The sequence below is a fragment of the Kitasatospora sp. NPDC023120 genome, assembly GCF_055560835.1.
Map to the genome: position 1 here is coordinate 66,260 of NZ_JBVHHY010000016.1, position 26,720 is coordinate 92,979.

General features: G+C 72.2%; 27 protein-coding genes. 7 read left to right on the forward strand and 20 right to left on the reverse strand.

Annotated features, from left to right (window positions below; translation table 11 throughout):
• Window positions 1–20 precede the first annotated feature (20 nt).
• Window positions 21–1,403, reverse strand: a complete 1,383-nt coding sequence (locus tag ACZ3TI_RS23680) for a glycine--tRNA ligase (RefSeq protein ID WP_465729282.1) — start codon at window positions 1,401–1,403, stop codon at window positions 21–23.
• A gap of 191 nt (window positions 1,404–1,594) precedes the next feature.
• Between ACZ3TI_RS23680 and ACZ3TI_RS23685 the strand changes: the two genes are divergently transcribed.
• The 4 genes from ACZ3TI_RS23685 to ACZ3TI_RS23700 all read left to right on the forward strand — a co-directional run bounded on the left by ACZ3TI_RS23685 (window position 1,595) and on the right by ACZ3TI_RS23700 (window position 4,764).
• Window positions 1,595–2,611, forward strand: coding sequence for a metal ABC transporter substrate-binding protein (locus ACZ3TI_RS23685; protein WP_465729284.1), 1,017 nt, complete (start codon window positions 1,595–1,597; stop codon window positions 2,609–2,611).
• A gap of 14 nt (window positions 2,612–2,625) precedes the next feature.
• A complete protein-coding gene (locus tag ACZ3TI_RS23690) occupies window positions 2,626–3,390 on the forward strand; it encodes a metal ABC transporter ATP-binding protein (protein ID WP_465729286.1) in 765 nt (254 codons plus the stop codon).
• On the forward strand, window positions 3,387–4,283 hold the full coding sequence (locus tag ACZ3TI_RS23695) for a metal ABC transporter permease (protein WP_465729288.1): 897 nt from the start codon (window positions 3,387–3,389) through the stop codon (window positions 4,281–4,283). The genes ACZ3TI_RS23690 and ACZ3TI_RS23695 overlap by 4 nt, the downstream gene beginning before the upstream one ends.
• A gap of 70 nt (window positions 4,284–4,353) precedes the next feature.
• Window positions 4,354–4,764, forward strand: coding sequence for a Fur family transcriptional regulator (locus tag ACZ3TI_RS23700; RefSeq protein WP_465729290.1), 411 nt, complete (start codon window positions 4,354–4,356; stop codon window positions 4,762–4,764).
• Between the two features lie 76 nt (window positions 4,765–4,840).
• Here the strand turns inward: ACZ3TI_RS23700 and ACZ3TI_RS23705 are convergent, their stop codons facing one another.
• The 4 genes from ACZ3TI_RS23705 to leuA form a co-directional block, all read right to left on the reverse strand.
• Window positions 4,841–5,674: an isoprenyl transferase gene (locus ACZ3TI_RS23705; RefSeq protein ID WP_465729292.1), complete on the reverse strand. Its 834-nt coding sequence runs from the start codon at window positions 5,672–5,674 to the stop codon at window positions 4,841–4,843.
• Window positions 5,675–5,678: 4 nt separating this feature from the next.
• The gene (gene recO / locus ACZ3TI_RS23710; protein WP_387624323.1) at window positions 5,679–6,425 is read right to left on the reverse strand and encodes a DNA repair protein RecO; all 747 of its coding nucleotides are present in this window, start codon (window positions 6,423–6,425) and stop codon (window positions 5,679–5,681) included.
• A gap of 252 nt (window positions 6,426–6,677) precedes the next feature.
• Window positions 6,678–7,373 carry a TerB family tellurite resistance protein gene (locus ACZ3TI_RS23715; RefSeq protein WP_465729294.1) on the reverse strand — a complete coding sequence of 232 codons (696 nt, stop codon included), beginning with the start codon at window positions 7,371–7,373 and terminating at the stop codon, window positions 6,678–6,680.
• Window positions 7,374–7,611: 238 nt separating this feature from the next.
• Window positions 7,612–9,408, reverse strand: a complete 1,797-nt coding sequence (gene leuA / locus ACZ3TI_RS23720; RefSeq protein WP_465729296.1) for a 2-isopropylmalate synthase — start codon at window positions 9,406–9,408, stop codon at window positions 7,612–7,614.
• Window positions 9,409–9,742: 334 nt separating this feature from the next.
• On the opposite strand from leuA, the gene ACZ3TI_RS23725 reads away from it, so the two are divergent.
• Together ACZ3TI_RS23725 and ACZ3TI_RS23730 are read left to right on the forward strand one after the other, a co-directional pair.
• On the forward strand, window positions 9,743–10,762 hold the full coding sequence (locus ACZ3TI_RS23725; RefSeq protein ID WP_465729298.1) for a M4 family metallopeptidase: 1,020 nt from the start codon (window positions 9,743–9,745) through the stop codon (window positions 10,760–10,762).
• 109 nt (window positions 10,763–10,871) lie between these two features.
• Entirely contained in the window at window positions 10,872–11,138 is a 267-nt protein-coding gene (locus ACZ3TI_RS23730; protein ID WP_465729300.1) for a protealysin inhibitor emfourin, read from the forward strand.
• 109 nt (window positions 11,139–11,247) lie between these two features.
• Here ACZ3TI_RS23730 and era read toward each other — a convergent pair whose 3' ends face one another.
• The 15 genes from era to hrcA form a co-directional block, all read right to left on the reverse strand.
• Window positions 11,248–12,177, reverse strand: a complete 930-nt coding sequence (era, locus tag ACZ3TI_RS23735) for a GTPase Era (protein ID WP_270147040.1) — start codon at window positions 12,175–12,177, stop codon at window positions 11,248–11,250.
• Between the two features lie 64 nt (window positions 12,178–12,241).
• The gene (locus tag ACZ3TI_RS23740) at window positions 12,242–12,403 is read right to left on the reverse strand and encodes a hypothetical protein (protein ID WP_465729302.1); all 162 of its coding nucleotides are present in this window, start codon (window positions 12,401–12,403) and stop codon (window positions 12,242–12,244) included.
• Window positions 12,404–12,518: 115 nt separating this feature from the next.
• Complete coding sequence (locus tag ACZ3TI_RS23745) at window positions 12,519–12,872, reverse strand: cytidine deaminase (protein ID WP_465729304.1); 354 nt, start codon at window positions 12,870–12,872, stop codon at window positions 12,519–12,521.
• A 23-nt stretch (window positions 12,873–12,895) separates the two neighbouring features.
• Complete coding sequence (locus tag ACZ3TI_RS23750) at window positions 12,896–13,441, reverse strand: DUF4383 domain-containing protein (RefSeq protein WP_465729306.1); 546 nt, start codon at window positions 13,439–13,441, stop codon at window positions 12,896–12,898.
• A gap of 26 nt (window positions 13,442–13,467) precedes the next feature.
• Window positions 13,468–13,704, reverse strand: a complete 237-nt coding sequence (locus ACZ3TI_RS23755) for a hypothetical protein (RefSeq protein WP_030061264.1) — start codon at window positions 13,702–13,704, stop codon at window positions 13,468–13,470.
• 33 nt (window positions 13,705–13,737) lie between these two features.
• On the reverse strand, window positions 13,738–15,063 hold the full coding sequence (locus ACZ3TI_RS23760) for a hemolysin family protein (protein ID WP_465729308.1): 1,326 nt from the start codon (window positions 15,061–15,063) through the stop codon (window positions 13,738–13,740).
• 19 nt (window positions 15,064–15,082) lie between these two features.
• Window positions 15,083–15,577: an rRNA maturation RNase YbeY gene (gene ybeY, locus ACZ3TI_RS23765; RefSeq protein ID WP_030061268.1), complete on the reverse strand. Its 495-nt coding sequence runs from the start codon at window positions 15,575–15,577 to the stop codon at window positions 15,083–15,085.
• 14 nt (window positions 15,578–15,591) lie between these two features.
• A complete protein-coding gene (locus ACZ3TI_RS23770; RefSeq protein ID WP_465729495.1) occupies window positions 15,592–16,623 on the reverse strand; it encodes a PhoH family protein in 1,032 nt (343 codons plus the stop codon).
• A gap of 287 nt (window positions 16,624–16,910) precedes the next feature.
• Window positions 16,911–17,834 carry a ribonuclease Z gene (locus ACZ3TI_RS23775; protein WP_465729310.1) on the reverse strand — a complete coding sequence of 308 codons (924 nt, stop codon included), beginning with the start codon at window positions 17,832–17,834 and terminating at the stop codon, window positions 16,911–16,913.
• A gap of 6 nt (window positions 17,835–17,840) precedes the next feature.
• Window positions 17,841–18,194, reverse strand: coding sequence for a histidine triad nucleotide-binding protein (locus ACZ3TI_RS23780; RefSeq protein WP_465729312.1), 354 nt, complete (start codon window positions 18,192–18,194; stop codon window positions 17,841–17,843).
• 57 nt (window positions 18,195–18,251) lie between these two features.
• Window positions 18,252–18,935: an RDD family protein gene (locus ACZ3TI_RS23785; protein ID WP_465729314.1), complete on the reverse strand. Its 684-nt coding sequence runs from the start codon at window positions 18,933–18,935 to the stop codon at window positions 18,252–18,254.
• A 112-nt stretch (window positions 18,936–19,047) separates the two neighbouring features.
• Window positions 19,048–22,281, reverse strand: a complete 3,234-nt coding sequence (locus ACZ3TI_RS23790; RefSeq protein ID WP_465729316.1) for a S41 family peptidase — start codon at window positions 22,279–22,281, stop codon at window positions 19,048–19,050.
• A 117-nt stretch (window positions 22,282–22,398) separates the two neighbouring features.
• On the reverse strand, window positions 22,399–23,148 hold the full coding sequence (locus ACZ3TI_RS23795) for a 16S rRNA (uracil(1498)-N(3))-methyltransferase (RefSeq protein WP_465729318.1): 750 nt from the start codon (window positions 23,146–23,148) through the stop codon (window positions 22,399–22,401).
• Between the two features lie 78 nt (window positions 23,149–23,226).
• Window positions 23,227–24,369 carry a molecular chaperone DnaJ gene (dnaJ, locus tag ACZ3TI_RS23800; protein WP_465729320.1) on the reverse strand — a complete coding sequence of 381 codons (1,143 nt, stop codon included), beginning with the start codon at window positions 24,367–24,369 and terminating at the stop codon, window positions 23,227–23,229.
• Window positions 24,370–24,442: 73 nt separating this feature from the next.
• On the reverse strand, window positions 24,443–25,477 hold the full coding sequence (gene hrcA, locus ACZ3TI_RS23805) for a heat-inducible transcriptional repressor HrcA (RefSeq protein ID WP_465729322.1): 1,035 nt from the start codon (window positions 25,475–25,477) through the stop codon (window positions 24,443–24,445).
• 313 nt (window positions 25,478–25,790) lie between these two features.
• Here hrcA and htpX point away from each other — a divergent pair, with 313 nt between their 5' ends.
• The gene (gene htpX, locus ACZ3TI_RS23810) at window positions 25,791–26,708 is read left to right on the forward strand and encodes a zinc metalloprotease HtpX (RefSeq protein ID WP_465729324.1); all 918 of its coding nucleotides are present in this window, start codon (window positions 25,791–25,793) and stop codon (window positions 26,706–26,708) included.
• The last annotated feature ends 12 nt before the right edge of the window (window positions 26,709–26,720 follow it).

The window sequence follows — 26,720 nt, forward strand, 5'->3', positions numbered from 1 at the left end:
CCCGAGCGGGAGGACCCGACCTAGCAGCCGATCAGGCGCGCACCCAGGTACGCCTTGACCTGGTCCAGCGACACGCGCTCCTGCGACATGGTGTCGCGGTCGCGGACGGTCACCGCGTTGTCCTCGAGGGTGTCGAAGTCGACGGTGACGCAGAACGGCGTGCCGATCTCGTCCTGGCGGCGGTAGCGCTTGCCGATGGCGCCGGCGTCGTCGAACTCGACGTTCCACGCGGTGCGCAGGTCGGCGGCCAGGCCGCGGGCCTTCGGGGACAGCTCGGCGTTGCGCGACAGCGGCAGGACGGCGACCTTGACCGGGGCCAGGCGCGGGTCGAGCCGCATGCCGACGCGCTTCTCCATGACGCCCTTGGCGTTCGGCGCCTCGTCCTCGAAGTAGGCGTCGATCAGGAAGGCCAGCATGGCGCGGTTGAGGCCGGCCGCCGGCTCGATGACGTACGGGAAGTACCGCTCGCCGCTTTCCTGGTCGAAGTACTTGAGGTCCCGGCCGGACGCCTCGCTGTGCACCCGCAGGTCGTAGTCGGTGCGGTTGGCCACACCCTCCAGCTCGGAGAACTCGGAGCCGCCGAAGTTGAAGCGGTACTCGATGTCCACGGTGCGCTTGGCGTAGTGGGACAGCTTCTCCTTCGGGTGCTCGAAGAAGCGCATGTTCTCGGTGCGCAGGCCGAGGTCGACGTACCAGTCCCAGCGCTGCTGCAGCCAGTACTCGTGCCACTGCTCGTCATCGCCCGGCTTGACGAAGAACTCCATCTCCATCTGCTCGAACTCGCGGGTCCGGAAGATGAAGTTGCCGGGGGTGATCTCGTTGCGGAAGCTCTTGCCGGTCTGGGCGATGCCGAACGGCGGCTTCTTGCGCGAAGTGGTCTGGACGGCACTGAAGTTGGTGAAGATGCCCTGGGCGGTCTCCGGGCGCAGGTACGCCAGGCCGCTCGCCTCCTCGGTGACACCGAGGTGGGTCTTCAGCATGCCCGAGAAGTCCTTGGGCTCGGTGAACTGGCCCTTGGTGCCGCAGTCGGGGCAGTTGACGTCCTTGAGGCCGTTCGGCGGCGGGAAGCCGTGCTTGGCCTCGTACTTCTCCTCCAGGTGGTCGGCCCGGTGGCGCTTGTGGCAGGACGTGCACTCGGTCAGCGGGTCGTTGAAGGTGGCGACGTGGCCGGAGGCCTCCCAGACCTCGCGGGCCAGGATCACCGACGAGTCGAGGCCGACGACGTCCTCGCGGGCCTGGACCATCGCGCGCCACCACTGGCGCTTGATGTTCTCCTTGAGCTCGACACCCAGCGGCCCGTAGTCCCAGGCGGCACGGGTGCCGCCGTAGATCTCGCTGCAGGGGTAGACGAAGCCACGGCGCTTGCTCAGGCTGACGATCGTGTCGATCTTGTCGGCGGCCACAGTGCTCTCTTCAGTACGTACGGCACGGTCAGGGCACGGCTGGTTGCGCGTACCCGAATACCTCAGGTTACCGGCCATATGGGTACGTGATTCAAATCGGTATCGTCCGGCCGCCCCCACCCACCGACACCTGCCGTTCACCCGTCCGAGTGAGTTGACAATCATTTCCATCTGAGATGAGAATGATTGTCATGATGATCGGACTTCCTCGACGCCGAACCCGCCGCTCCATAGCCGTCGCCGCCACCGCCCTCGCCTCCTCCCTCTTCCTCTCCGCCTGCGGTGGCACCAGCAGCGCGGACAGCGGCAACGGCAAGCTGAAGGTCGTCGCGTCCTTCTACCCGATGGAGTTCCTCGCCCGGCAGATCGGCAAGGAGCACGTCGCGGTCACCGATCTCACCGCCGCCGGCGTCGAGCCGCACGACCTGGAGCTCACCGCCAAGCAGGTCGGCAGCGTCCAGAAGGCCGACGCGATCGTCTACCTCAAGGGCCTGCAGCCCACCGTCGACCAGGCCGTCGCGCAGTCGTCGAGCAAGCACAAGATCGACGCCACCGCCGCCGGCCCGCTGGTCGACCACCACCTCGACGAGGGGGCCGAGGAGGGGAACGGCCACAAGCACGAGGGCCCGGCCGGCGACCCGCACGTCTGGCTCGACCCGACCCGCTACGCGGCGATCGCCAAGAGCGTCGGCGACGAGTTCGCCAAGGCCGACCCGGCCCACGCCGAGGACTACCGGAAGAACACCGACGAGCTGGTCACCCGGCTCACCGCGCTCGACCAGGAGTTCCGCACCGGGCTGCAGGACGCCAAGACCAAGACCTTCGTCACCAGCCACGCCGCCTTCGGCTACCTCGCCGACCGCTACGGCCTCACCCAGGTCGCCATCAACGGCGTCGACCCGGAGTCCGAGCCCACCCCGGCCCGCCTCGCCGCCGTGCAGAAGGCCGCCAAGGACAACGGCGTCACCACGGTCTTCTTCGAGACCCTGGTCAGCCCCAAGCTCGCCGACACCGTCGCCAAGGACCTCGGCCTCAAGACCGCCGTCCTGGACCCGCTGGAAGGCGTCAAGGACCCGTCCAAGGACGACTATCTCACCGTCATGAAGCAGAACCTGGCCAACCTCCGGGCCGCCCTCGGCTCCCCCTCCGCCGCGGACGCCACGGCCCCGGCCACCCCGGACGCCACCACCCCTGCCGCCACCAGCTGACGGGACGGAACACCATGACCCACCCGACACCCCCGGCCGTCCGCCTCCGTGACGCCGTCGCCTCGCGCGGCGGCCGGCCGGTGCTGCGCGGCGTCGACCTCACCGTCCGGCCCGGCGAGGTCGTCGCCCTGCTCGGCGCCAACGGCTCCGGCAAGTCGACCACCGTCAAGACCGTGATCGGCTCCGTCCCGCTGGAGCACGGCACCCTGGAGCTGTTCGGCACCCCGTACGGCTCGTTCCGCGCCTGGCACCGCATCGGGTACGTCCCGCAGCGCACCACCGCCGCCTCCGGCGTCCCGGCCACCGTGCGCGAGGTGGTCTCCACCGGACGGCTGCCGCAGCACCGGCTGCTGCCGTTCCGCCGCAAGGACCGCGACGCGGTGGACCGCGCGCTGGACGCCGTCGGCATGCTGGAGCGGGCCGGGGACGGCGTGGCCGACCTGTCCGGCGGCCAGCAGCAGCGGGTGCTGATCGCCCGCGCCCTGGTCGGCTCCCCCGACCTGCTGATCATGGACGAGCCGATGGCCGGCGTGGACGCCGCCAGCCAGCAGGTGCTCGCCGACACCCTTCGCACCGAGGTCGCCCGTGGCTCCGCCGTCCTCCTCGTGCTGCACGAACTCGGGCCGCTGGAGCCACTGATCGACCGCACCGTCGTCCTGCGGGACGGCTGCGTCGCCCACGACGGCCCGCCCGTGCCCAACACCGGACTGCACGCGCTGCCCGGCCACGACCACGTCCACCCGCACGCCGACCTGACCCCGCCGAGGCTGCTCGCATGACCGAGATGCTGTCCTACGACTTCATGCAGCGCGCCCTGCTCGCCGCCGTCCTGGTCGGGATCACCGCCCCGGCCGTCGGCATCTACCTGGTGCAGCGCCGCCAGGCCCTGATGGGCGACGGCATGGGCCACGTCGCGATGACCGGCGTCGGCCTCGGCTTCATCTTCCAGACCAGCCCGGTCTGGATGGCCGTGCTGGTCTGCGTGCTCGGCGCCGTCACCATGGAGCTGGTCCGCTCCCGCGGCAACCAGCGCGGCGACATCGCCCTCGCGATGCTCTTCTACGGCGGCATGGCCTGCGGCAAGCTGCTCGTCTCGCTCTCCGCCGAGGCCGGCGCCGGCTCGCTGGAGAGCTACCTGTGGGGCTCGATCCTCACCGTCGCCCCCGGCGACCTGGCCGCCATCGCGGTGCTCGGCGCGGTGGTCATCGCGGTCACCGTCGGCCTGCGCCGCCAGCTCTTCGCGATCTGCCAGGACGAGGACTTCGCCCGGGTCACCGGACTGCCGGTGCGCGCCCTCAACCTGCTGCTCGCCGTGATGGCCGCGGTCACCGTCACCGTCGCCATGCGGGTGGTCGGACTGCTGCTGGTGAGCGCCCTGATGGTGGTCCCGGTGGTCGCCGCCCAGCAGCTCACCCGCTCCTTCGCCGCGACCCAGGCCGCCTCGATCGCGCTCGGCGTGGTGGTCTCGCTGGCCGGCGTCACCGGCTCCTACCACCTCGACGTGCCCTCCGGCCCCGCCATCGTGCTGCTCGCCATCGCGGTCTTCGCGGTGTTCAGCGCGCTCGCCGCGCCGCTCGCCCGGCGCCGCCACCGCGGCGACACCGACCACGGACCGAAGGTCTGCGACGTCCAACTGCCTGCCCAGACGCCCGAGCGGACTTCCTCGACGTGACCACACCAGAGCGGCGGGCCGGGCTGGCACAATGATGTGCGAGACGCCCACGACCCCAGGAGGACCCACGGTGACCACCGCAGGCCCGTCGCCGCGCGCCCGCTCGACCCGGCAGCGTGCCGCCGTCTCGGCGGCCCTGGACGAGATCGCGGACTTCCGCAGCGCGCAGGAGCTCCACGACCTGCTCAAGCACCGCGGGGACTCCGTCGGTCTGACCACGGTCTACCGCACCCTGCAGTCGCTCGCGGACGCCGGTGAGGTGGACGTGCTGCGCACCGCCGACGGCGAGGCCGTCTACCGCCGGTGCAGCAGCGGGCACCACCACCACCTGGTCTGCCGGCACTGCGGTGCCACCGTCGAGGTGGAGGGCCCCGCCGTGGAGCGCTGGGCCAACTCGGTCGCCGCCGAGCACAGCTTCAGCGACATCGCGCACACGCTGGAGATCTTCGGCACCTGCGCGGAGTGCGCCAAGAAGGCCTGAGCCCCCAGGGCACGGCAACGGGAAGGACCCACCGGGAGCTGCCCGGTGGGTCCTTTCCGTTGCCGTGCGGTGGGCGTCAGCCGTGGGCCGGCCGCGGCGCGGGCAGCTCGTTGGGGATCGCCCCGCCGAAGCGCCGGTCGCGCCGCGCGTACTGCTCGCAGGCGCGCCACAGGTCGCGGCGGTCGAAGTCCGGCCAGAGCACGTCCTGGAACACGAACTCGGCGTAAGCCGACTGCCAGAGCAGGAAGTTGGAGGTGCGCTGCTCACCGCTGGGGCGCAGGAAGAGGTCCACGTCCGGCATGTCCGGGTGGTACATGTACTTGGAGAGGGTCTTCTCGTTGACCTTCTTCGGGTCCAGCTTCCCGGCCGCGACGTCCCGCGCGATCGCCTGCGCCGCGTCCGCCAGCTCGGCCCGGCCGCCGTAGTTGACGCACATGTAGAGCGTGACGGCGTCGTTGTCCTTGGTGTGCTCCTCGGCGACCTGCAGCTCCTGGACGACGCTCTTCCACAGCTTCGGCATCCGGCCGGCCCAGCGGATCCGCACGCCCATCGCGCCCATCTCCTCACGGCGGCGGGCGATGACGTCCCGGTTGAAGTTCATCAGGAACTTCACCTCGTCGGGCGAGCGCTTCCAGTTCTCGGTGGAGAAGGCGTACAGCGAGATGTTCTTGACCCCGAGCTCGATGGCGCCCGCGAGGACGTCCAGCACCACCGACTCGCCGACCTTGTGGCCCTCGGTGCGGGGCAGCCCGCGCTCCTTGGCCCAGCGGCCGTTGCCGTCCATCACGATGGCGACGTGCTCGGGCACCAGCTCGCCGGGGATCTTCGGGGGCTGTGCACCGCTGGGGTGCGGGGTCGGGGGCGCGTACGCCCGCTGCTTGCCGCCGCCGAAGAGCCGTCGCGCTGCCATGTGCTCACTTCTCCACGTATCTCATCGAGCGGATGCCCCGCTCCAGGTGCCACTGCAGATAGGCCGCGACCAGGCCGCTGCCCTCCCGCCAGTACCGCGGCTCGCAGGCGTCGGCCGTCTGCCAGTCCCCTGACAGCAGCGCCCCGAGCAGTACCAGTGTCTCAGGGGAGGGTACGGCACATCCGGGCACTCGGCAGTCCGGGCAGAGCACCCCGCCCGCAGGGAGCGAGAAGAAACGGTTCGGCCCCTCCAGGCCGCACTTGGCGCAGTCGGTGAAGCTCGCGCCGTACCCGTTCACCGCGAGCGAGCGCAGCAGGAAGGCGTCCAGCACCAGGTGCGACTCGTGCAGCCCCGCCGCCAGCGTCCGCAGTCCGCCCACCAGCAGCAGGTACTGCTGGACGGCGGGCTCGCCCTCGTTCTCGGCGAAGCGCTCGGCCGTCTCCAGCATCGCGGTGCCCGCGGTGTAGCGGCCGTAGTCGGTGACGATCGAACCGCCGTACGGCGCGATGGTCTCCACCTGGGTGCAGAGCGGCAACCCCCGGCCGACCAGCTCACTCCCCCGGCTGAAGAACTGCACGTCCACGTGCGAGAACGGCTCCAGGCGGGCGCCGAACTTGGACTTGGTCTTCCGTACCCCGCGCGCCACCGCCCGCACCTTGCCGTGCTGGCGGGTCAGCAGGGTGATGATCCGATCGGCCTCGCCGAGCTTCTGCGCCCGCAGCACGACGCCGTCGTCCCGGAAAAGACTCATGCGGTCCATTCTCCCCCAGCGACCGACAGTCGCGGACGGCCACCGACGGCCGCGAACAGCTGCCGAAGGCCGCGGACGGGCCCGGACGGCTCGGCCGACACAGGGCAGCCGTGTGGCCCGCACCGGGGCCGTGGGGGCGGACCACTGTGGTGCGGGGCACGGCGGGCCGGGGGTGGGGGACCAGGGCCCGTTTTGTGGGGGATTCCGGAGGTGGTCTACGGGTGGCGGTGACGACGGGGGCCCGAGGGCCGACTACTTGTACGGCGTGCGGGTCGCCGCCTCCAGCAGCGCCCCGACCCGCGCCTGCGGCAGGTCCAGGCAGCGCCCGACCGCGGCCAGCGCCTCGCGCTCCTGCGGCAGGTAGCGTCCGTCGGCCAGCGCGATCGCCGCGCCCTGCAGCAGCAGCCGTTCGCGGCCCTGGTGGGCGAGGTGCGGGGTGAGCGGTTCGAGCACCGCGTGCAGTTCCACGGCGAGACCGCCCGCCTCCCCCAGCCCCCGGCTGGGAGGTGCCCCCAGTTCGTGGGCGTCGTGGAGTTCGCCGCCGAGCCCGGAGAGCGCGGCGAGCGCGGCCAGCACCTGGGCCTCGCCGCAGTCCTCGAACCCGGCTTCGCGCACCGCGGTGCAGGCCGCGTCGCGGGCCGCCCGGTGGGCGGTGCCACCGGCCGCGAGCAGGGCCAGTGCGATGGTGTACTGGGCGTCCCGCAGCATCGCGCCGAGGCGTACGCAGGTCGGCTGTTCGAGGCTCTCGACGCCGTACCGGCCGTGGCAGCCGGTGCACTGCACGCTGCCGATCACCGGTCCGAGCGGGAGCACCGGCGTCCCCAGCAACCGCAGCCACCGCCGGCCGTGCTGCCGGCGGTAGTTGCGGTCCCCGCCGCAGCCCGGACAGAAGAAGTCACCGAGAACGTCAGTCCGCCACCGCGGGCGAACACCCCACAACCTGGTCACGGCGCCACTCCCCAGACATGGCAGGCGGCCTGCTCGACAATGGGCAGGTCACGCGACCGGACACCGAGCCGTCCCACCGACCCGGCCTTCCGGTGGATCGATGTTGCCATGGTTACCGGCACGTGTCAGTACCTCGAACGGCTTCCGATCCCAAAAAATGTGGCGCAGGACACAGCGCACGGCGCACACGGCGAAGGGCCGTCCCGCGGAACGGCCCTTCGCCTACCACCCGTACGAATTACCCGCGCTGCGACCGGTTGACGGCGCTGATCATCGCCTTCAGCGAGGCCAGCACGGTGTTGCCGTCGATGCCCACGCCCCACAGCACCTTGCCGTCCACCGCGCACTCGACGTACGCGGCGGCCTGGGCGTCGCCGCCCTCGCTCAGCGCGTGCTCGGCGTAGTCCAGGACGCGGACGTCGAAGCCGATCCGGGCCAGCGCGTCCGCGAAGGCCGAGACCGGGCCGTTGCCGGTACCGGTCAGGGACAGCGGCGCGCCGTCCACCACGGCCTCGGCGGTCAGCGCGTCCCGGCCGTCCTCGGTGGTCAGGGTGCGCGAGCCGCTCAGCGACAGCCGGCCCCACTTGTTGTCGGTGGTCGGCAGGTACTCGTCCTCGAAGACCCGCCAGATCTCCGCCGGGGTGACCTCGCCGCCCTCGGCGTCGGTCTTGGCCTGGATGATCCGGGAGAACTCGATCTGCATCCGGCGCGGCAGGTCCAGCTTGTGGTCGTTCTTCAGGACGTACGCGACACCGCCCTTGCCGGACTGGCTGTTGACCCGGATGACCGCCTCGTAGGTGCGGCCGACGTCCTTCGGGTCGATCGGCAGGTACGGCACGCCCCAGGTGTGCTCGTCCACCGGCACGCCCGCCGCCTTCGCGTCCGCCTCCAGGGCGTCGAAGCCCTTCTTGATGGCGTCCTGGTGCGAGCCGGAGAAGGAGGTGTACACCAGGTCGCCGGCGTACGGGTGGCGCGGGTGCACCTCCATCTGGTTGCAGTACTCGGCGGTGCGGCGCACCTCGTCGATGTCGGAGAAGTCGATCTGCGGGTCGATGCCCTGCGAGAACAGGTTCATCCCCAGCGTCACCAGGTCGACGTTGCCGGTCCGCTCGCCCTGCCCGAACAGGCACCCCTCGATGCGGTCCGCGCCCGCCATGTAGGCCAGTTCGGCGGAGGCGACGGCGGTGCCGCGGTCGTTGTGCGGGTGCACCGACAGGCAGACGAACTCGCGGCGCGACAGGTTGCGCGACATCCACTCGAACTGGTCGGCCTGGACGTTCGGGGTGGCCCGCTCGATAGTGGCCGGCAGGTTCAGGATGATCTCGCGGCCCTCGCCCGGCTGCCAGACGTCCATGACCGCCTCGCAGACCTCCAGCGCGAAGTCCAGCTCGGTGTCGACGAAGATCTCCGGCGAGTACTGGTAGCCGAAGACGGTGTCCTCGCCCAGCAGCTTCTCGGCGTACTCCATCACCAGCCGGGTGCCGTCGGTGGCGATCGCCTTGGTGGCCGCCTTGTCGTTGCGGAACACCACCCGGCGGAACAGCGGCGCGGTCGCGTTGTACAGGTGGACGGTCGCGCGCGGGGCGCCGACCAGCGACTCGACGGTCTTCTCGATCAGCTCCTCGCGGGCCTGCGTCAGCACCGAGATGGTGACGTCCTCGGGGATCGCCCCCTCCTCGATCAGCGACCGTACGAAGGCGTGGTCGGTGGCGCCGGAGGACGGGAAGCCGACCTCGATCTCCTTGTAGCCCATGGCGACCAGCAGGTCGAACATCTTGCGCTTGCGGGCCGGGGACATCGGGTCGATCAGCGCCTGGTTGCCGTCCCGCAGGTCGGTCGAGAGCCAGCGCGGCGCCTTGGTGATCACGGCGTCCGGCCAGGTGCGGTCCGGCAGGTCGACGGCGCCGAACGGCAGGTAGCGCCCGTACCGCATGCCGGAGGGCTGCTGGCGCACGGAGGCGGCGGTGATCGGGGTGGGCCGGTCGACGAAGGCGCGAGCGGCGGGGACGGACGCGGCGGAGCTCTGCTCGGTCATGGAGGTGACTCTCGGCTTCCTGTGGATGCGTGATGCGGGCGGTCGGGAGGGATCAACACCGACTGGCCGGCCTCGGCTGCCGCTCGCGACCCGCCATTGGATCGCCGAATTCGCGCACAGCTCGTTCCCCGCGGCGAGGGAGCCGGCCCCAGTGGACTACAGGCCCTCGACGCGGCAGCTAAGAAGAAGCAGCCCGTTGCGCATGATGGAACCCAGCGTAACCCAGCGCCGCGCGCCCCCGAAGTGATCCGGGCTCCCGTTCCACCCCTTGAGACGCCGACTGGTCACGCCCGAGGTGGTGACATGTGGTCACCGAGGCCTCACTCTGGGCCACATGACTGCAGCAGTACCGATCTGCTCGATCGTCCCGCCGTACGTCCTGGACCGCCTCGCCGAGGCCGGTCACGAGCCCGCCGTCCACTCCCTCGCGCTCGACGCCGCGCACCGCGCGGCCCGCCTCTCCCCGCCCCCGCCCACCGCCGCCACGGGCCTGAACCGGGTGGTCTGCGACGCCGGCCACGGCCACCGCCTGCCCGGCCGCACCGTGCGCACCGAGGGCCGGCCGCCGGTCGCCGACGCCTCCGTCAACCAGGCCTACGACGGCCTCGGCGCCACCTTCGCGCTCTACGCCGACGCCTTCGGCCGGCACTCCGTCGACGACCACGGCCTGCGGCTGGACGCCAGCGTCCACTACGGCCGCGACTACGACAACGCCTTCTGGAACGGCCGGCAGATGGTCTTCGGCGACGGCGACGGCGAGGTCTTCGGCGACTTCACCGCCTGCGTCGACATCATCGGCCACGAACTCACCCACGGTGTCACCCAGTTCAGCGCCGGACTGGACTACCGGGACCAGCCCGGCGCGCTCAACGAGTCGCTCTCCGACGTCTTCGGCTCGCTGGTCAAGCAGTACGCGCTGCACCAGAGCGCCGCCGACGCGGACTGGCTGATCGGCGCCGGACTGCTCGCCCCCGGCGTCCAGGGCGTGGCGCTGCGCTCGATGAAGGCGCCCGGCACCGCCTACGACGACCCCCGGCTCGGCAAGGACCCGCAGCCCGCGCACATGCGGGACTACGTGAACACCGCCGAGGACCACGGCGGGGTGCACATCAACTCCGGCATCCCCAACCACGCGTTCTACCTGCTGGCCACCGCGCTCGGCGGCTCGTCCTGGGAGTGTGCCGGGCGGATCTGGTACGACGCGCTGACCGGGCGCACGCTGCCCGCCGACGCCGACTTCACCGCCTTCGCCCGGGCCACGGTGGCCGCCGCCAAGGCCCGTCACCCCGACCGCCCGTCGATCGCGGACACCGTGACGGCCTCCTGGGCGCAGGTCGGCATCAGCCCCGGGTGAGCCGGCGCCCGCGAGCCCGACAGCGGTTGAGACCGGGTTGAGGCGGGCTTAAGGTCACGGTCCGGGAAAAGCGCCGCAAAAGCCGTCCCCGCGTACCACCATGGACACCATGCGTATCCAGGTGACCCGGACCGGCGGCTTCGCGGGAATCGTCCGCCACGCGGAGCTCGACACCGCCGAGCGCACGGACGCCCCGCACGTCCACGCGCTCGCCCGCGAAGCCGTCGCGGGCGGGCTGCGCGCCCCGTCGTACGGCGTGCCGGACGGCTTCCACTACGAGATCACCGTCGACGGCCGGACGGTGTTCTGCGCCGACCCGAAGCTCACCGACTCGCAGCGGGAGCTGGTCTCGCTGGTGCTGCGCGAGGGCGCGTAGCGCCGGCCGCGGGCACCGGAGAACGGCGAGGGCCCGTCCGGACGCACCGCGTCCGGACGGGCCCTCGGTCGTCCCGTTCGCACCGGACTCCCCTCCGGGGAGCCCCGGTTCAGAAGCCGAGCTTGCGCAGCTGCTTGGGGTCGCGCTGCCAGTCCTTGGCGACCTTGACGTGCAGGTCGAGGTAGACCGGCGTACCGAGCAGCGCCTCGATGTGCTTGCGGGCGGTGGTGCCGACGTGCTTGAGCCGCGAGCCCTTGGCGCCGATCACGATCGCCTTCTGGCTCTGCCGCTCGATGTAGACGTTGGCGTGGATGTCCAGCAGCGGGCGGTCCGCCGGGCGGCCCTCGCGCGGGAGCATCTCCTCGACCACGACGGCCAGCGAGTGCGGCAGTTCGTCCCGCACGCCCTCGAGCGCGGCCTCACGGATCAGCTCGGCGACCATGATCTGCTCGGGCTCGTCGGTGAGGTCGCCGTCCGGGTAGAGCTGGTCGCCCTCCGGCAGCAGCTTGGTGAGCAGGTCCGCGACCAGCTCGACCTGCTTGTCGCCGACCGCGGAGACCGGGATGATCTCGGCCCACTCGAAGCCCAGCTCGACGCCGAGCTGCTGGATGGCGATCAGCTGCTCGGCCAGGCGCTTGGAGTCGACCAGGTCGGTCTTGGTGACGATGGCGACCTTCGGGGTCTTCTTGATCCCGGCGATCTCCTTGGCGATGAACTTGTCGCCGGGGCCGATCTTCTGGTCGGCGGGCAGGCAGAACCCGATCACGTCGACCTCGGCCCAGGTGGTGCGGACCAGGTCGTTGAGGCGCTCGCCGAGCAGCGTGCGCGGCTTGTGCAGACCGGGGGTGTCGACCAGCACGAGCTGGGCGTCCGGGCGGTGGACGATGCCGCGGACGGTGTGCCGGGTGGTCTGCGGGCGGTCGGAGGTGATCGCGACCTTCGTCCCCACCAGGGCGTTGGTCAGGGTCGACTTGCCCGCGTTGGGCCGGCCGACGAAGCACGCGAACCCGGAGCGGTACGAGGAGGAAGGGGCATTCATGGGCTCCATTCTCCCTGATCACCGGAGCCCCGCCGTCCGGGGTCCGCGCACCGGGCGCCGGGGCCTACTTCCCGCCCTTGCCGTCGGTGGGGATCAGCGAGACGACCACCAGCACCAGCAGGAAGCCCAGCGAGCCGAACAGCCAGACCTGCGAGCCGGTCTCCTGCCACTTGCCCAGCCCCATCACGAACAGCAGCAGCCCGGCGAAGAACGCCACCGCCCCCATGCCCCAGCCCCCTCACCGCATCCACTCCCCCGGTGAGATTATCTGCAGAACCCATGGGAGCGACACGCCGGGTCACCAACCGCAGAAGCCCTCCGCGAGGCCTCCGCAAGGCCCGTCAGCGCGCCTCGGCGGACACCCGCAGCACCCCGTCCGGACCGGCCAGAAGCACCGGCGTCCCGGCCCCGCCCAGGTCCCGCACGGCCGCCAGGTCCGCCTCGGCCGGCTGCTCCGCCTCGCTCACCACGGCCGCCGCCTCCAGCGACGTGGCGCCGCTGGCCACCGCCATCGCCACCGCGGTCTGCAGCGCGCTCAGCCGCAGCGACTCCAGCGCGACCGTCCCGGCCACGTAGGTGCGTCCGGTCTCGTCACGCACCGCGGCCCCCTCGGGGACGCCGTTGCGGGCGCGGGCCGAGCGGGCCAGGGTGATGATCTTCTTGTCTTCGGGGTCGAGCTCGACGATGTCACTCATGCCGCCGAGCATAGGCACCCTTCTCAGTGGCCGACGGGGCGGGTGCGGCCCGGGTTCGGGTTCATGACCTTGACGAAGGTCTTCGGCCCGGACGGCATCGGCTCCTCACGCTCGGTGCGGTGGCGCCAGTACGGGTTGTCGTGCGGCAGGTGGCTGCTCACCCTGCCGTACATGCCGAAGGTCGTGAGGACGATCCCGAAGATGAACGCGAACAGCACGTTCGACATCCGGAAGTTGAGGATGTTGGCGTCCGGCCGCCCGAGCACCGTCAGGCCGTAGAAGCCGGACAGGACGAACAGCACGCCCACCGCCATGTTCAGGTTGGCCGCGAAGTTCCCGCCGATCACCGCCCCGAGCACCAGGACCGCGCCCGCCACGATGGACAGGACGGCCAGCGCGCCGTTGGTCGACAGCCCGGCCACCTCGTCACCCTTGGTGTCCAGGAACCCCGGGTGGTCGGCGAGCCCGAGGCACCCGAACACGATCAGGAAGACTCCTCCGAGCCCCGCCCCGATCCGCCAGACCATGAGGAGCTTGTGGTCCACGGGCAGTTCGTCTTGCAGCTTCATGGCGACCTCCAAGGCTCGACCACGGCCTAGCTGTAGGGATGGCTCCCCTGCATGTGGGGCGTCTCGTGCATGTAGAGCGAACCGCACTGCTGGCAGCAGCGCAGCCCGGTGCCCCACTCCTGCTCGGGCCGCGTCTCGGCGTCGTCGGGCATGGTCCGGCCGCAGAGGGCCGTCGACGGGTCCTCGTCCCGCACCACGTGCCAGGACTTGACTCCGCCGGCCGCCCCCTGCGGGCCGTACTCCGCGCGAAGTTTGTGCGTCATGCCCTCCATGGTCGCTCCGCGGCCGCCCACCCGCTACTCGCCCGCGGACTCCTCGGACCCGTCACCGCCGCGGACCGGCGAGGCGACCATCGAGCCGATCCGGTTGCGGCGGCCCGCCGAGGACTCGGCGGTCAGCAGGATGCCGGACAGGCCGTCCTCGACCGGCTCCGGCAGCGGGATCTCGCAGGAGGAGCCGGGGATCGGCACCCGGCCGAGGTGCTTGGCCAGCAGCCCGCCGACGGTCTCGACGTCCTCGTCCTCCAGCTCGATGCCGAACAGCTCGCCCAGGTCCTCCACCAGCAGACGGGCGGTGATCCGGTACGAGCCGTCGCCGAGGTCCTCCACCGGCGCGATCTCCCGGTCGTACTCGTCGGTGATCTCGCCGACGATCTCCTCCAGGATGTCCTCGATGGTGACCAGGCCCGCCGTGCCGCCGTACTCGTCGATCACGATCGCCACGTGCGAGCGGCGCTGCTGCATCTCGCGCAGCAGGTCGCCGGCCGGCTTGGAGTCCGGCACGAAGACGGCCGGTCGCATCACCGCGCCGACCTCCTCGGCCTCCGCCTCCCGGTTGATGTGGGTGCGCCGCACCAGGTCCTTGAGGTAGACGATGCCGACCACGTCGTCCTCGTTGTCGCCGACCACCGGGATCCGCGAGAAGCCCGAGCGCAGCGCCAGGGTGAGCGCCTGCCGGACGGTCTTGTGCCGCTCGATCATCACCAGGTCGGTGCGCGGCACCATCACCTCGCGCACGATGGTGTCGCCGAGCTCGAAGACCGAGTGCACCATCCGGCGCTCCTCGTCCTCGATCAGGTCGTCCTTCTCGGCGAGGTCCACCAGGGCCCGCAGCTCCGCCTCGGAGGCGAACGGACCCTCCCGGTAGCCCTTGCCCGGGGTCAGCGCGTTGCCGAGCAGGATCAGCAGCCGCGGGATCGGGCCGAGCACCGCGGCCAGCGGCAGCAGCACGTAGGAGGCCGCGGTCGAGGTGGTGAGCGGGTGCTGGCGTCCGATCGTGCGCGGCGAGACCCCCACCGCGACGAAGGACACCAGCACCATCACGCCGAACGCCAGCAGGACGGCCTGCCAGGTCGGCGTCACGTTGCGCACGCACACCACGGTGACCAGGACGGCCGCCGCCATCTCGCTGGCCACCCGGATCAGGGTCGCCAGGTTGAGGTAGCGGATCGGGTCGGAGGCCAGGGTCAGCAGCCGCGCGGAGCCGCGCCGGCCGACCCGCACGGCCTCCTCCGCCCGGAACCGGGAGACCCGGGAGATGCCCGCCTCCGCGCACGCGGCCAGCCAGCCGAGCACGACGAGCAGCACGGCACCCAGGATGAAGCTCGTACTCTCACCACTCACAGGGGTTCGGGCTCCGCGCTCAGTGGGTGGTGGGGGCCGGGGAGATGCCGCCGAGGCCGCGGCCCGCCCGCCAGTCGTCCAGGATGCGCTTCTGGAGGGCGAACATCTCCTCCTCCTCCTCGGGCTCCTCGTGGTCGTAGCCGAGGACGTGCAGCACCCCGTGGACGGTGAGCAGCTGCAGCTCCTCGTCCATCGAGTGCTTCGAGGGGGCGGCCTTGCCCTGCTGCTCGGCGACCTCGGGGCAGAGCACGATGTCGCCGAGCAGGCCCTGCGGCAGCTCCTCGCCCTCCTTGCCGGGCCGCAGCTCGTCCATCGGGAAGGACATCACGTCGGTGGGTCCGGGCAGGTCCATCCACTGGATGTGCAGCTCCTCCATCGCCGCACCGTCCACCAGGATCACGGACAGTTCGGACTGCGGGTGGATCCGCATCTTGTCCAGGGCGAAGCGGGCGACGTCGAGGATGGCTTCCTCGTCGGCGTCCCAACCGGACTCGTTGGCGATGTCGATCGACATGACGGGCTGTGTGCTCAGCTTTCGGTGCGATGGGACTGTCGGGGTGCGCGGGGCGCGGTCGTCTTGCCCGGGCGCCGCTGCGCGGGCTTGCGGGCCGCCGGAGAGGGCTCGTCGCCCTCCTGACGGGCGTCCCAGCGCTCGTAGGCGTCCACGATCCGGCCGACCAGCTTGTGGCGGACCACGTCGGTGCTGGTGAGGACGGAGAAGTGGATGTCGGGCACGTCGGCCAGGATCTCCTGGACGACCTTCAGGCCGCTCCTGGTACCGCCCGGGAGGTCGATCTGGCTGGTGTCGCCGGTGACGACCACCCGGGAGTTGAACCCGAGGCGGGTGAGGAACATCTTCATCTGCTCGGGCGAGGTGTTCTGGGCCTCGTCCAGGATGATGAAGGCGTCGTTGAGGGTGCGGCCGCGCATGTACGCGAGCGGCGCGACCTCGATGGTGCCGGCCGCCATCAGGCGGGGGATGGAGTCCGGGTCCATCATGTCGTGCAGCGCGTCGTACAGCGGGCGCAGGTACGGGTCGATCTTCTCGTAGAGGGTGCCGGGCAGGAAGCCCAGCCGCTCCCCCGCCTCGACCGCCGGGCGGGTGAGGATGATCCGGTTGACCTCCTTGGCTTGCAGGGCCTGCACGGCCTTGGCCATCGCCAGGTAGGTCTTGCCGGTACCGGCCGGGCCGAGGCCGAACACGATCGTGTGCTTGTCGATCGCATCGACGTAGCGCTGCTGGTTGAGGGTCTTGGGGCGGATCGTGCGGCCCCGGTTGGACAGGATGTTCGCGGTGAACACCTGGGAGGGCGCCGGGCTGTCCGGGTCCTGCTCCTGGCTGCGGAGCATGGCGATGGAGCGCTCCACGGAGTCCTCCGTCAGGGGCTGGCCGGTGCGCAGCACCAGCATCATCTCGTTGAAGAGCTTCTTGACGAGGGCGACCTCGGCGTTCGACCCGGTGGCCGTCACCTCGTTGCCCCGGACGTGGATGTCGGCGGCGGGGAAGCCCTGCTCGATCACGCGCAGCAGCGAGTCCGCCGTGCCGAGCAGGGTGACCATCGGGTGCTTCTCGGGGATGACGATCCGGGCGCTGACGCGGCCGTCGTCGGCCGGTTCGGGGCGCGACTGTCCGTTGGTACGGGTCTGCGATGTGTCACTCATGGGTCGGCGCTGGGGCCTGCCTCATCCCATCCGTGGTGTCGTGTGCCGCTCGGTCTCTCCGGGGCACCAGGGTACGCCGCGAGCGTGATCGCTGCGGCGGGCGGCGGGGCCGCACCCGTCGATGCTGCGGCAGTTCGGGGAACGGCGCGAGCCCTTTTTTCCCCGGGCACCCGGGAGGGGCGGGGTCACGACTGGCGGCGGGCGGGGACGGGCACCCGGGCGAGGTCGGCGGCCAGCACCAGCTCCCCGTCGAAGTGCTTGCGGGCGTCGGCCAGGTGCTGGCCGAGGTCCGGGTAGCGCTGGGAGAAGTGGGTCAGCACCAGGGTGCGCGCGCCGGCCTCGGCGGCGACCTTGGCGGCCTGCCCGGCGGTGAGGTGGCCGTGCTCCTCGGCGAGCCGGGCGTCCGCGTCGGTGAAGGTCGCCTCGACCACCAGCAGGTCGGCGCCCTCGGCGAGCGCGTGCACGCCCTCGCAGAGCCGGGTGTCCATCACGAAGGCGAACCGCTGGCCCGGCCGGGGCTCGCTGACCTCGTCCAGGGTGACCCGGCGGCCGTCCACCTCGATCGCGCCCTCGTGCTGCAGCCGGCCCACCGCCGGGCCACCGACGCCCAGCGCGGCCAGCCGCTCCGGCACCAGCCGGCGGCCGTCCGGCTCGGACAGCCGGTAGCCGAAGGACTCCACGGGGTGGTCCAGCCGCACCGCGTCCAGCGCGAAACGGGCGCCGGGCGCGGGCAGCGGGCCCGGCTCGTCGATCGGCCGGGGCCGCAGCACCGCCGTCTCGTGGTACGCGGTGGCGTGCCGCAGCCGCTCGAAATAGACCTCGCCGGAGGCCGGGAAGTAGACGTCCACCGGATGCGGGACCCGGTCCAGGTTGATCCGCTGGATCACCCCCGCGAGGCCCAGGCAGTGGTCGCCGTGGAAGTGGGTCACCGCGATCCGGGTGATCTGGGTGGCCGTGACCCCGGCGTGCAGCATCTGGCGCTGGGTGCCCTCGCCGGGGTCGAACAGCAGTCCCTCGCCGTCCCAGCGCAGCAGGTAGCCGTTGTGGTTCCGGTGCCGGGTCGGCACCTGGCTGGCGGTGCCGAGGACGACGAGTTCGCGCTGGGACACCTGGGATCAGACCATGCTCTCGGTCATGTGCGTACCGCCGAGCACGTGCACGTGGGCGTGGAAAACGGTCTGCCCCGCGCCCGCACCGGTGTTGAAGATCAGCCGGTAGTCCGCGATGCCCTCGTCCTCGGCCACCCGGCCCGCCTCGGCGAGCAGCTCACCGGCGATCTCCGGCTCGGCGGCGGCCAGCGCGGCGGCGTTCGGGTAGTGGACGTGCGGAATCACCAGGACGTGCACCGGGGCCTTGGGCGCGATGTCGCGGAAGGCGAGGGTGCGCTCGGTCTTGCGCACCACCGTCGCCGGGATCTCGCCCGCCACGATCTTGCAGAACAGGCAGTCGGGCTGCGGCTCGCCGGCCATCGGCTACTCCTCGGGATCGGTACGTCGGGTCGGGTCGTGGGGCCGTACGGGCGCAGCCTAGCCGAGCCCGGCCACGGCCTGCTGGTACTCCTGCAGGTGCTTCCAGCGCACCGCGCGCATGCCGACGATGTCGCCGTCGTCCAGCTCGAAGTCCTCGGAGATGATCGTCACCGCGAGGAACACGAAGCCGAGCAGCCACCGCCTGGTCAGCCGCCAGGTGTTCGGCCGCATCACCCGCTTGCTGCGCACCACCCGCATCGCCAGGACCGCCTTGCCGACGCTGAAGCCGGTGAGGCGGGCGAGCACCACCTGGTTCAGGAAGGACGCGGCGAGGCCGACGACGACCAGCGCCACGAAGTACGGCACCGCCGGGCCGCCGCTCTGCACGGTGTGGCCGGCCACGTGCCGGACCTTCGGCCGGCTCGCGGCGTTGGCGGCGACGAAGCCGAGGCCGACGGCGAGGCAGAAGTCGAGCACGATCGCCAGGAAGCGCCGGCTGCCGGCCGCCTCCTTCGGGCACGGCGGCAGCGCGGCGGCGGGCCGCGGCTGCTGCGCGTACTGCGACTGCTGCGGATAGGGGTTCGGGTACGGATCCGGCCCGCCGTACTGCTGCGGCGGCTGCTGCGCGTACCCCTGCGGCGGGTACGGCTGCGGCGGGTACGGCTGCGGCGGGTACGGCTGCGGTTGTGGTTGTCCGTACGGGTTCTGGCCGTACTGCGGCGGCGGGTAGCCCTGCGCCATGGTGGTTCCCCCGTGAGCTGCGATCAAGAAACAGCCCCGCATCCTACCCACGCCCGGGAGCGGGAAGTCGGCCCCGCCGACCTCCCGCTCCCGGACCGGCTCGGGCGCGCCGCTACTGCCCCGGCAGTGGCGGCGCCGTACGGGCCGGGGCGTCGGCGAGGGCTGCCAGGGCGATCCGGACGCCCTCGGCCAGTTGCGGGTCCTCTCCGGCCGCCCAGTGGTGCGGGGCGATCGGCACCTCGACGTCCGGGTCGACGCCGTGGTTCTCCACGCCCCAGCCGTAGTTCTCCAGCCAGATCGCGTACTTGGGCTGGGTGACCAGGGTGCCGTCGACCAGCCGGTAGCGACTGTCGATGCCGATCACCCCGCCCCAGGTGCGGGTGCCGACCACCGGGCCGATCCCGAGCGCCTGGATGACGGCGTTGACGACGTCGCCGTCCGAGCCGGAGTCCTGGTCGGCGAGCGCGACGACCGGCCCGCGCGGGGCGTCACTGGGGTACGGCACCGCGCTGTCGGTGTCCCGGCTGACGTTCCAGCCCACGATCCGGCGGGCCAGCTTCTCGATCACCAGCTGCGAGGTGTGGCCGCCGCGGTTCTCCCGGATGTCGACGATCACACCCTCCTTGGCCATCTCCGAGCGCAGGTCGCGGTGGATCTGGGCCCAGCCGGTGGTCTGCATGTCGGGGATGTGCAGGTAGCCGAGCCGGCCGCCGGACAGCTCGCGCACCGCGGCCCGCCGCCCGGCCACCCAGTCGTGGTAGCGCAGCGCCTCGTCGTCGGCGAGCGGGACGACCACCGGGTAACGCCGGTCGGTGCCGTCCTTGCCGGCCACGGTCAGCTCGACCGGCTGCCCGGCGGTGCCGGCCAGCAGCGGCGCCGGGCCGGTGACCGGATCCACCGGGCGGCCGTTGACGGCCAGCACCGCGTCGCCCGGGCGGATCGCGGCGCCGGGCGCGGCCAGCGGCGAGCGGGCCCGCGGGTCGGAGGACTCGCCGGGCAGGATCCGGGCGATCAGCCACTGGCCGCCCTCCTTGACGAGGTCCGCGCCGAGCAGGCCCTGGCGGCGGGCGGGCTCGGTGTGCGGGCCGTACGGGACGACGTAGGCGTGCGAGGTGCCGAGTTCGCCGTGCACCTCCCACAGCAGGTCGATCAGGTCGTCGTGCGAGCCGACCCGCTCCACCAGCGGCCGGTAGCGCTCCAGGACGCCGGCCCAGTCGACGCCGGAGAGGTCGGGGCGCCAGAAGTTGTCGCGCATCAGCCGACCGTTCTCGGCGTACATCTGCCGCCACTCGGCGGCCGGGTCGACGGTGACCCGCAGCCGGGCGAGGTCCACGACGGTCTCGTCGTCCTCGCCGCCCGCCTTGTGGTCGGCCGGGACGATCCGCAGCTCGCCCTGGTCCAGCACGGCGACCCGGCTGCCGTCCCCGCTGACCGCGAAGCCGTCGACGTCGTGCACCAGCTGCTCGACCCGGCGCTTCCTCAGGTCGAAGCGCTCCAGCACCGGCCGGGGCCGCTCGTCCTCCAGGGAGGCGGCCTCGTCGCCGAGTTCGCCGAGCAGCGGGACCCTGGTCCACAGCACGCCGTCCTTGGCGGCCCGCAGGGTGCCGAACAGTCCGCCCTCGACCGGGAACGGGACGATCCGGTCGGCGATGCCGTCCAGGTCCACCCTGGTGACCGGCGCGGCGTCGCCGCCCTCCTCGCCGTCCGCCTTCTTGGCCCGCGGCTCGTCCTCCTCCCCGCCGAGCGGGCGCCCGGCGCGCTGCGGCCCGAACGGGGACGGGGTGTCGGCGGCCAGCGTGATCAGGTACGGGCGGCAGCCGTTGGGGAAGGACAGGTCGAAGACGTGCGAGTCGTAGACCGGGTCGAAGTTGCGCACCGACAGGAACGCCAGGTAGCGGCCGTCCGCGGTGAAGGCGGGCGAGGTGTCGATGAAGCGCTGCTGGGTGGCCTCGCTCACGGTGCGGGTGGCCAGGTTGGCGAGCACGATCTGGCGCAGCGAGTACGGGCCCAGCCCGGGCACCGGCCGCGACCAGGCCAGCCAGGCCGAGTCCGGGCTGAAGACCAGGCCGCTGACCTCGCCGTCGGTGCTGCGGGCCAGCTCGTGCACGGTGCCGTCGGCGAGCGCGACCAGCAGCACCCGGCCGTCGTGCACGCCGAGGGCGGCCTGCTTGCCGTCCGGGGAGACGGCCAGCGAGTTGACCCGGCCGAGCTGCCCGGCGGCCAGCCGGCGGCGCTCGGCGCCGTGCACGGCGGGCGCGAACTCCAGGGCGTCCTCGCCCTCGGCGTCGGACACCCAGAGCACGCCCTGGGCGCCGTCCTCGCCCGGCACCACCCGGGCCAGGCGCCCGCGCACGCCCGGCGTCTCGTCCAGCACCCGGGCCGGTCCCTCCCGGTGGGTCAGCCAGTGCACGCTGCCGCGCACCACGACGGCGCCGGCCCGGCCGGTGCGGTCGGGAGCGACCGTCTCCAGCCAGTGCGCGGCGTGCACCGGGCGGGGGCGGCGGCCGCCGCGCGGGCCGGCCAGCCGGATGTCCAGGCGGCGCTGCTCGGCGCCCGCCAGGTCGTCCAGCAGCCAGAGGTCGCCGGCCCGGTGGAACACCACCCGGGTGCCGTCGGTGGCGGCGCCCCGGGCGTAGAAGCCGTCCTCGCCGCCGGTGTGGCGGCGCAGGTCGGACCCGTCCGGGAGGCTGGACCACAGCTCGGCGACACCCTCGTGGTCCGACAGGAAGGCGATCCTCTCCCCCACCCACAGCGGCGAGGACAGCTGCCCGTCCAGCTCCTCGTGGATCCGCGTGAACTCGTCCCGGCCCAGCCACAGCTTCCCGGCCCGGCCGCCCCGGTAGCGCTTCCACCAGGCCGGTTCGCGGGCCGCGGCGCTCGCCAGCAGCACGCGGTCCCCGCCCGGCTCGAAGGCGATCCCGCCGATCGGCCCGTACGGCAGCCTGACCGGCTCCCCGCCGTCCAGCGGCACGGCGTGCGCCCAGGTGCGGCGCGGGGTGGCCTGGCCGGCGGCGGTGGTGGCGATCGGGCGGCCGTCGGCCGTCCAGCCCTGCACCCGGGTCTGGCCGCTGCCCCAGTGGGTGAGCCGGCGCGACGGACCGCCGTCCGTCGGCACCACGTGCACCTCGGGCGAGCCGTCCCGGGTGGTGGTGAAGGCGATGTGCCGCCCGTCCGGGGAGAACCGGGGGTCGTGGACCGGCAGGTGGTCGGCCGTCAGCCGCCAGGCCCTGCCGCCCTCCAGCGGGGCGAGCCAGAGGTCGTTCTCGGCGACGAAGGCGACCAGGTCGCCGTGCAGGTGGGGGTGGCGCAGGTAGGCGCCCGCGGAGGTGCTCACGGAGTCCGTCACGCCGCCAGCGTAAGCACGTACGCGGACGAGCCGCCGGGCTTTTCGGCAGAGTCGGGCCGCCCGGGCGAGCCCGCTGGACCCCGCCGCGGGGTCGTAGTACGGGTGCCGGGCGCGGGGCTACGCCCAGCGGCCGGTACGTCCCAGCAGCAGCGCGCCGGCGGCCACCCCGGCGGTGGAGGTGCGCAGCACCGAGGGGCCCAGCCGGTACGGCTTCGCGCCGGCCTCGGCGAAGGCGGCCAGCTCCTCCGGGGAGACCCCGCCCTCCGGGCCGACCACGAGCACGAGGTCCCCGCCCTCGGGCAGCGCGGCGTGCGCCAGCGGCTCGGCGCCCTCCTCGTGCAGCACGGCGGCGAACGCGGCCTGCGCCAGCACGGGCGCCAGCTGCCTGGTGGTCATCGGGTCGCGCACCTCGGGGAAGCGCAGCCGCCGGGACTGCTTGCCCGCCTCGCGGGCGGTGGCCCGCCACTTGGCGAGCGCCTTGGCGCCGCGCTCGCCCTTCCACTGCGTGATGCAGCGGGAGGCCGCCCACGGGATCACCACGTCCACGCCGACCTCGGTCATGGTCTCCACCGCCAGTTCGCCGCGGTCGCCCTTGGGCAGCGCCTGGACGACGACGATCCGCGGCGCGGGCTCCGGCTCGCGGCGCACGGCGGCGACCGCCACGTCGATCGCGTCCTTGCCGAGCACCTCGGCGACCGTGCCGTCCACACCGAGGCCCAGCCCGTCGGCGAGGGTCACCGCCTCGCCGGCCGTCAGCCGCTTCACCGCGGCCGCGTGCCGCCCCTCCGGGCCGTCCAGGCGCACCACGGTGCCGGGCGCGGCGGCGGCGATCCGCCCGGTGTCGACGACGAAGACGGGCGCGGTCATGCGGGGGACCTCCAGGAGGGGGTGGGACGGGAACGCGAAAGGGGTGCCGGGCAGGCCCCGGCACCCCCTCCCGGACGGCTACCGGCCGTTGAAGGCGTCCTTCAGGCGGGAGAACAGGCCCTGCTGGCCCGGCGCGAACTGGCCGGAGGGCCGCTCCTCGCCGCGCAGCACCGCGAGGCGGCGCAGCAGGTCCTCCTGCTCGGCGTCGAGCTTGGTGGGCGTCTTCACCTCGACGTGCACTATCAGGTCGCCCCGGCCGCCCCCGCGCAGGTGGGTGATGCCCCGGCCGTGCAGCGGGATCGACTGGCCGGACTGGGTGCCGGGCCGGATGTCGACCTCCTCCAGCCCGTCCAGGGTCTGCAGTGGCACCTGGGTGCCGAGCGCGGCCGCCGTCATCGGGATGGTGACGGTGCAGTGCAGGTCGTCCCCGCGCCGCTGGAAGATGGCGTGGGTGGTCTCGGCGATCTCGACGTACAGGTCGCCGGCCGGGCCGCCGCCGGGGCCGACCTCGCCCTCGCCGGCCAGCTGGATCCGGGTGCCGTTGTCGACACCGGCCGGGATCTTGACGGTCAGGGTGCGGCGGGCGCGGACCCGGCCGTCGCCGGCGCACTCCGGGCACGGGGTCGGCACGACGGTGCCGAAGCCCTGGCACTGCGGGCAGGGGCGGGAGGTCATGACCTGGCCCAGGAAGGACCGGGTGACCTGGGAGACCTCGCCCTTGCCGCGGCACATGTCGCAGGTCTGCGCGGAGGTGCCGGGGGCCGCGCCCTCGCCGCTGCAGGTGGTGCAGGTGACGGCGGTGTCGACCTGGAGCTCCTTGGTGGTGCCGAACGCGGCCTCCTCCAGGGTGATCTCCAGCCGGATCATGGCGTCCTGGCCGCGGCGGGTGCGCGAGCGCGGCCCGCGCTGGCCGGCCGCGGCGCCGAAGAAGGCGTCCATGATGTCGGAGAAGCCGAAGCCCGCCGCGCCGGCCCCGAAGCCGCCCGCACCGCCGCCGCCGCCCGGGGACAGCGGGTCCCCGCCGAGGTCGTAGACCTGGCGCTTCTGCGGGTCGGAGAGCACCTCGTAGGCGGCGTTGATCTCCTTGAACCGCTCCTGCGTCTTCGGGTCCGGGTTGACGTCCGGGTGCAGTTCGCGTGCCAGGCGCCGGAACGCCTTCTTGATCTCGTCCTGCCCCGCATCCCGTCGGACGCCGAGTACCGCGTAGTAGTCCGTGGCCACCAAATGCTCCGCTTGTTCCGCCTGTAGTAGTGCTGCGACTGGACGCCGTCAGGTATCTGACAGCGGCTGATTGCTACGACTCGGCCAGGATCTGACCCACGTACCGTGCCACCGCCCGCACCGCCCCCATTGTGCCCGGGTAGTCCATCCGGGTCGGACCGATCACACCCAGTTTGGCCACGCTCTCGTCGCCCGAACCGTAACCGACCGACACGACCGAGGTGGAATTCAGCCCTTCGTAGGCGTTCTCCCGCCCGATCCGGACCGTCATCGCGGCGTCATTGGTCTCACCCAGGAGGCGGAGCAGGATGACCTGCTCCTCCAGGGCCTCCAGCACCGGCTGGATGGTGAGGGGGAAGTCGTGCCCGAAGCGGGTCAGGTTGGCCGTGCCGGCCAGCATGATCCGCTCCTCGTTCTGTTCGGCGAGCGTCTCGAACAGCGTCGCCAGGACCGTGCTGACGGTCGGCCGGTCGGCCTGCTCGAACATCGCCGGGAGCTCCTCCAGCAGCCCCGGCACCTCCGGGAGGCGCCGGCCGGCCGCCCTGCCGTTGATCACGCTCCGCAGGTCCGCCAGGACCGTCTCGCCGACCGGGCCCGGGCAGTCGACCATCCGCTGCTCGACCCGGCCGGTGTTGGTGATCAGCACCAGCATCACCTTCGCCGGGGCCAGCGCCACCAGCTCGATGTGCCGCACCGTGGAGCGCGTCAGGGACGGGTACTGGACCACCGCGACCTGCCTGGTCAGCTGGGCGAGCAGCCGCACGGTGCGCGCGACCACGTCGTCCAGGTCGACCGCGCCGTCCAGGAAGTGCCGGATGGCCCGGCGCTCGGGGGCGCTCATCGGCTTGATCTCGGCGAGCTTGTCGACGAAGAGGCGGTACCCCTTGTCGGTCGGGATGCGGCCGGCGCTGGTGTGCGGCTGGTGGATGTAGCCCTCCTCCTCCAGCGCCGCCATGTCGTTGCGGACGGTCGCCGGCGAGACCCCGAGGTTGTGCCGCTCCACCAGGGCCTTGGAGCCGACCGGCTCCTCGGTGCCCACGTAGTCCTGCACGATCGCGCGGAGCACGGCGAGCTTGCGGTCGTCCAGCTGGCGGACCTCACCGGCCATGGGGCACGCACCTCCGTCTTCGCACGTTGTCCGTCTGTTGTCCCTGTATGTCCCTGTGTGCTGCTGCGGGCCGCTCCGGGAGACCCCGGCCTTGGCACTCTGAACACCCGAGTGCCAAAACCGTACCTGCCAGTGTACGGCCCGGGTCCTACGGCAGGAACGGCCCGACCGGGGTGATCCTCCCCGCAGTTCCTGGTGCCACCCGCCGCACCGCCCCCGCACCGGGACCGTCCGCGGTTCCCGGCGCGGGGGTGGTGCCCCGGGGCCGTCCGGGTGGCAGCATCGAAAGCGACGGCGAATGGAGGAGCAAGCGATGTCGAGCTCGGGCCAGCACACCCGTTTCGCGCCCGACCGCGGCCTGACCGGCCGCATGGTCGTGACGATGTTCGTGATCGGGCTGCTGTACGTCGGTTTCACCGGCCTGCTGATCGCGCTGCTGCGCGGCGCCTGGCCGCTGATCGTCCTGATCTCCGGCGGGCTGTTCGTGGCCCAGTTCTGGTTCAGCGACAAGATCACCGAACGGGCGATGGGCGCCCACCGGGTGTCCCCGGAGGAGTTCCCCCAGCTGCACGGCACGATCGACCGGCTCTGCGCCCTGGCCGACATGCCCAAACCCCGCGTGGCGGTCGCCGACAACGACATGCCCAACGCCTTCGCCACCGGCCGCAACCCGCAGAACACGGTGGTCTGCGTGACCACCGGCCTGCTGCGCCGGCTGGAGCCGGAGGAGCTGGAGGGCGTCCTCGCGCACGAGCTGTCCCACGTCGCCCACCGGGACGTCGCGGTGATGACCATCGCCGGCTTCCTCGGTGTGCTCGCCGGCGCGATGACCCGGATCGCCATGTACGGCGGCTTCCTCGGCGGCCGCAACAACAACGACCAGAACGCGGCCATCGTGGCCCTGGTCATCCCGCTGGTCTCGATGGTCGTCTACGCGATCAGCTTCCTGCTCACCCGGCTGCTCTCCCGCTACCGCGAACTCGCCGCCGACCGCGCCGCCGCCCAGCTCACCGGCCGGCCCAGCGCCCTCGCCTCGGCCCTCACCAAGGTGACCGGGCAGATCGCGGCCATCCCCAGCAAGGACCTGCGCCAGGCGCAGCCGTACAACGCCTTCTACTTCGCCCCCGCGCTGAGCGCCCGGGAGACCGCCTCCCAGCTGTTCTCCACCCACCCGACGCTGGAGAAGCGACTGGCGCAGCTGGCGAGGATCTCCGAGCAGCTCGGCCGCTGAACCCCTCGTCAC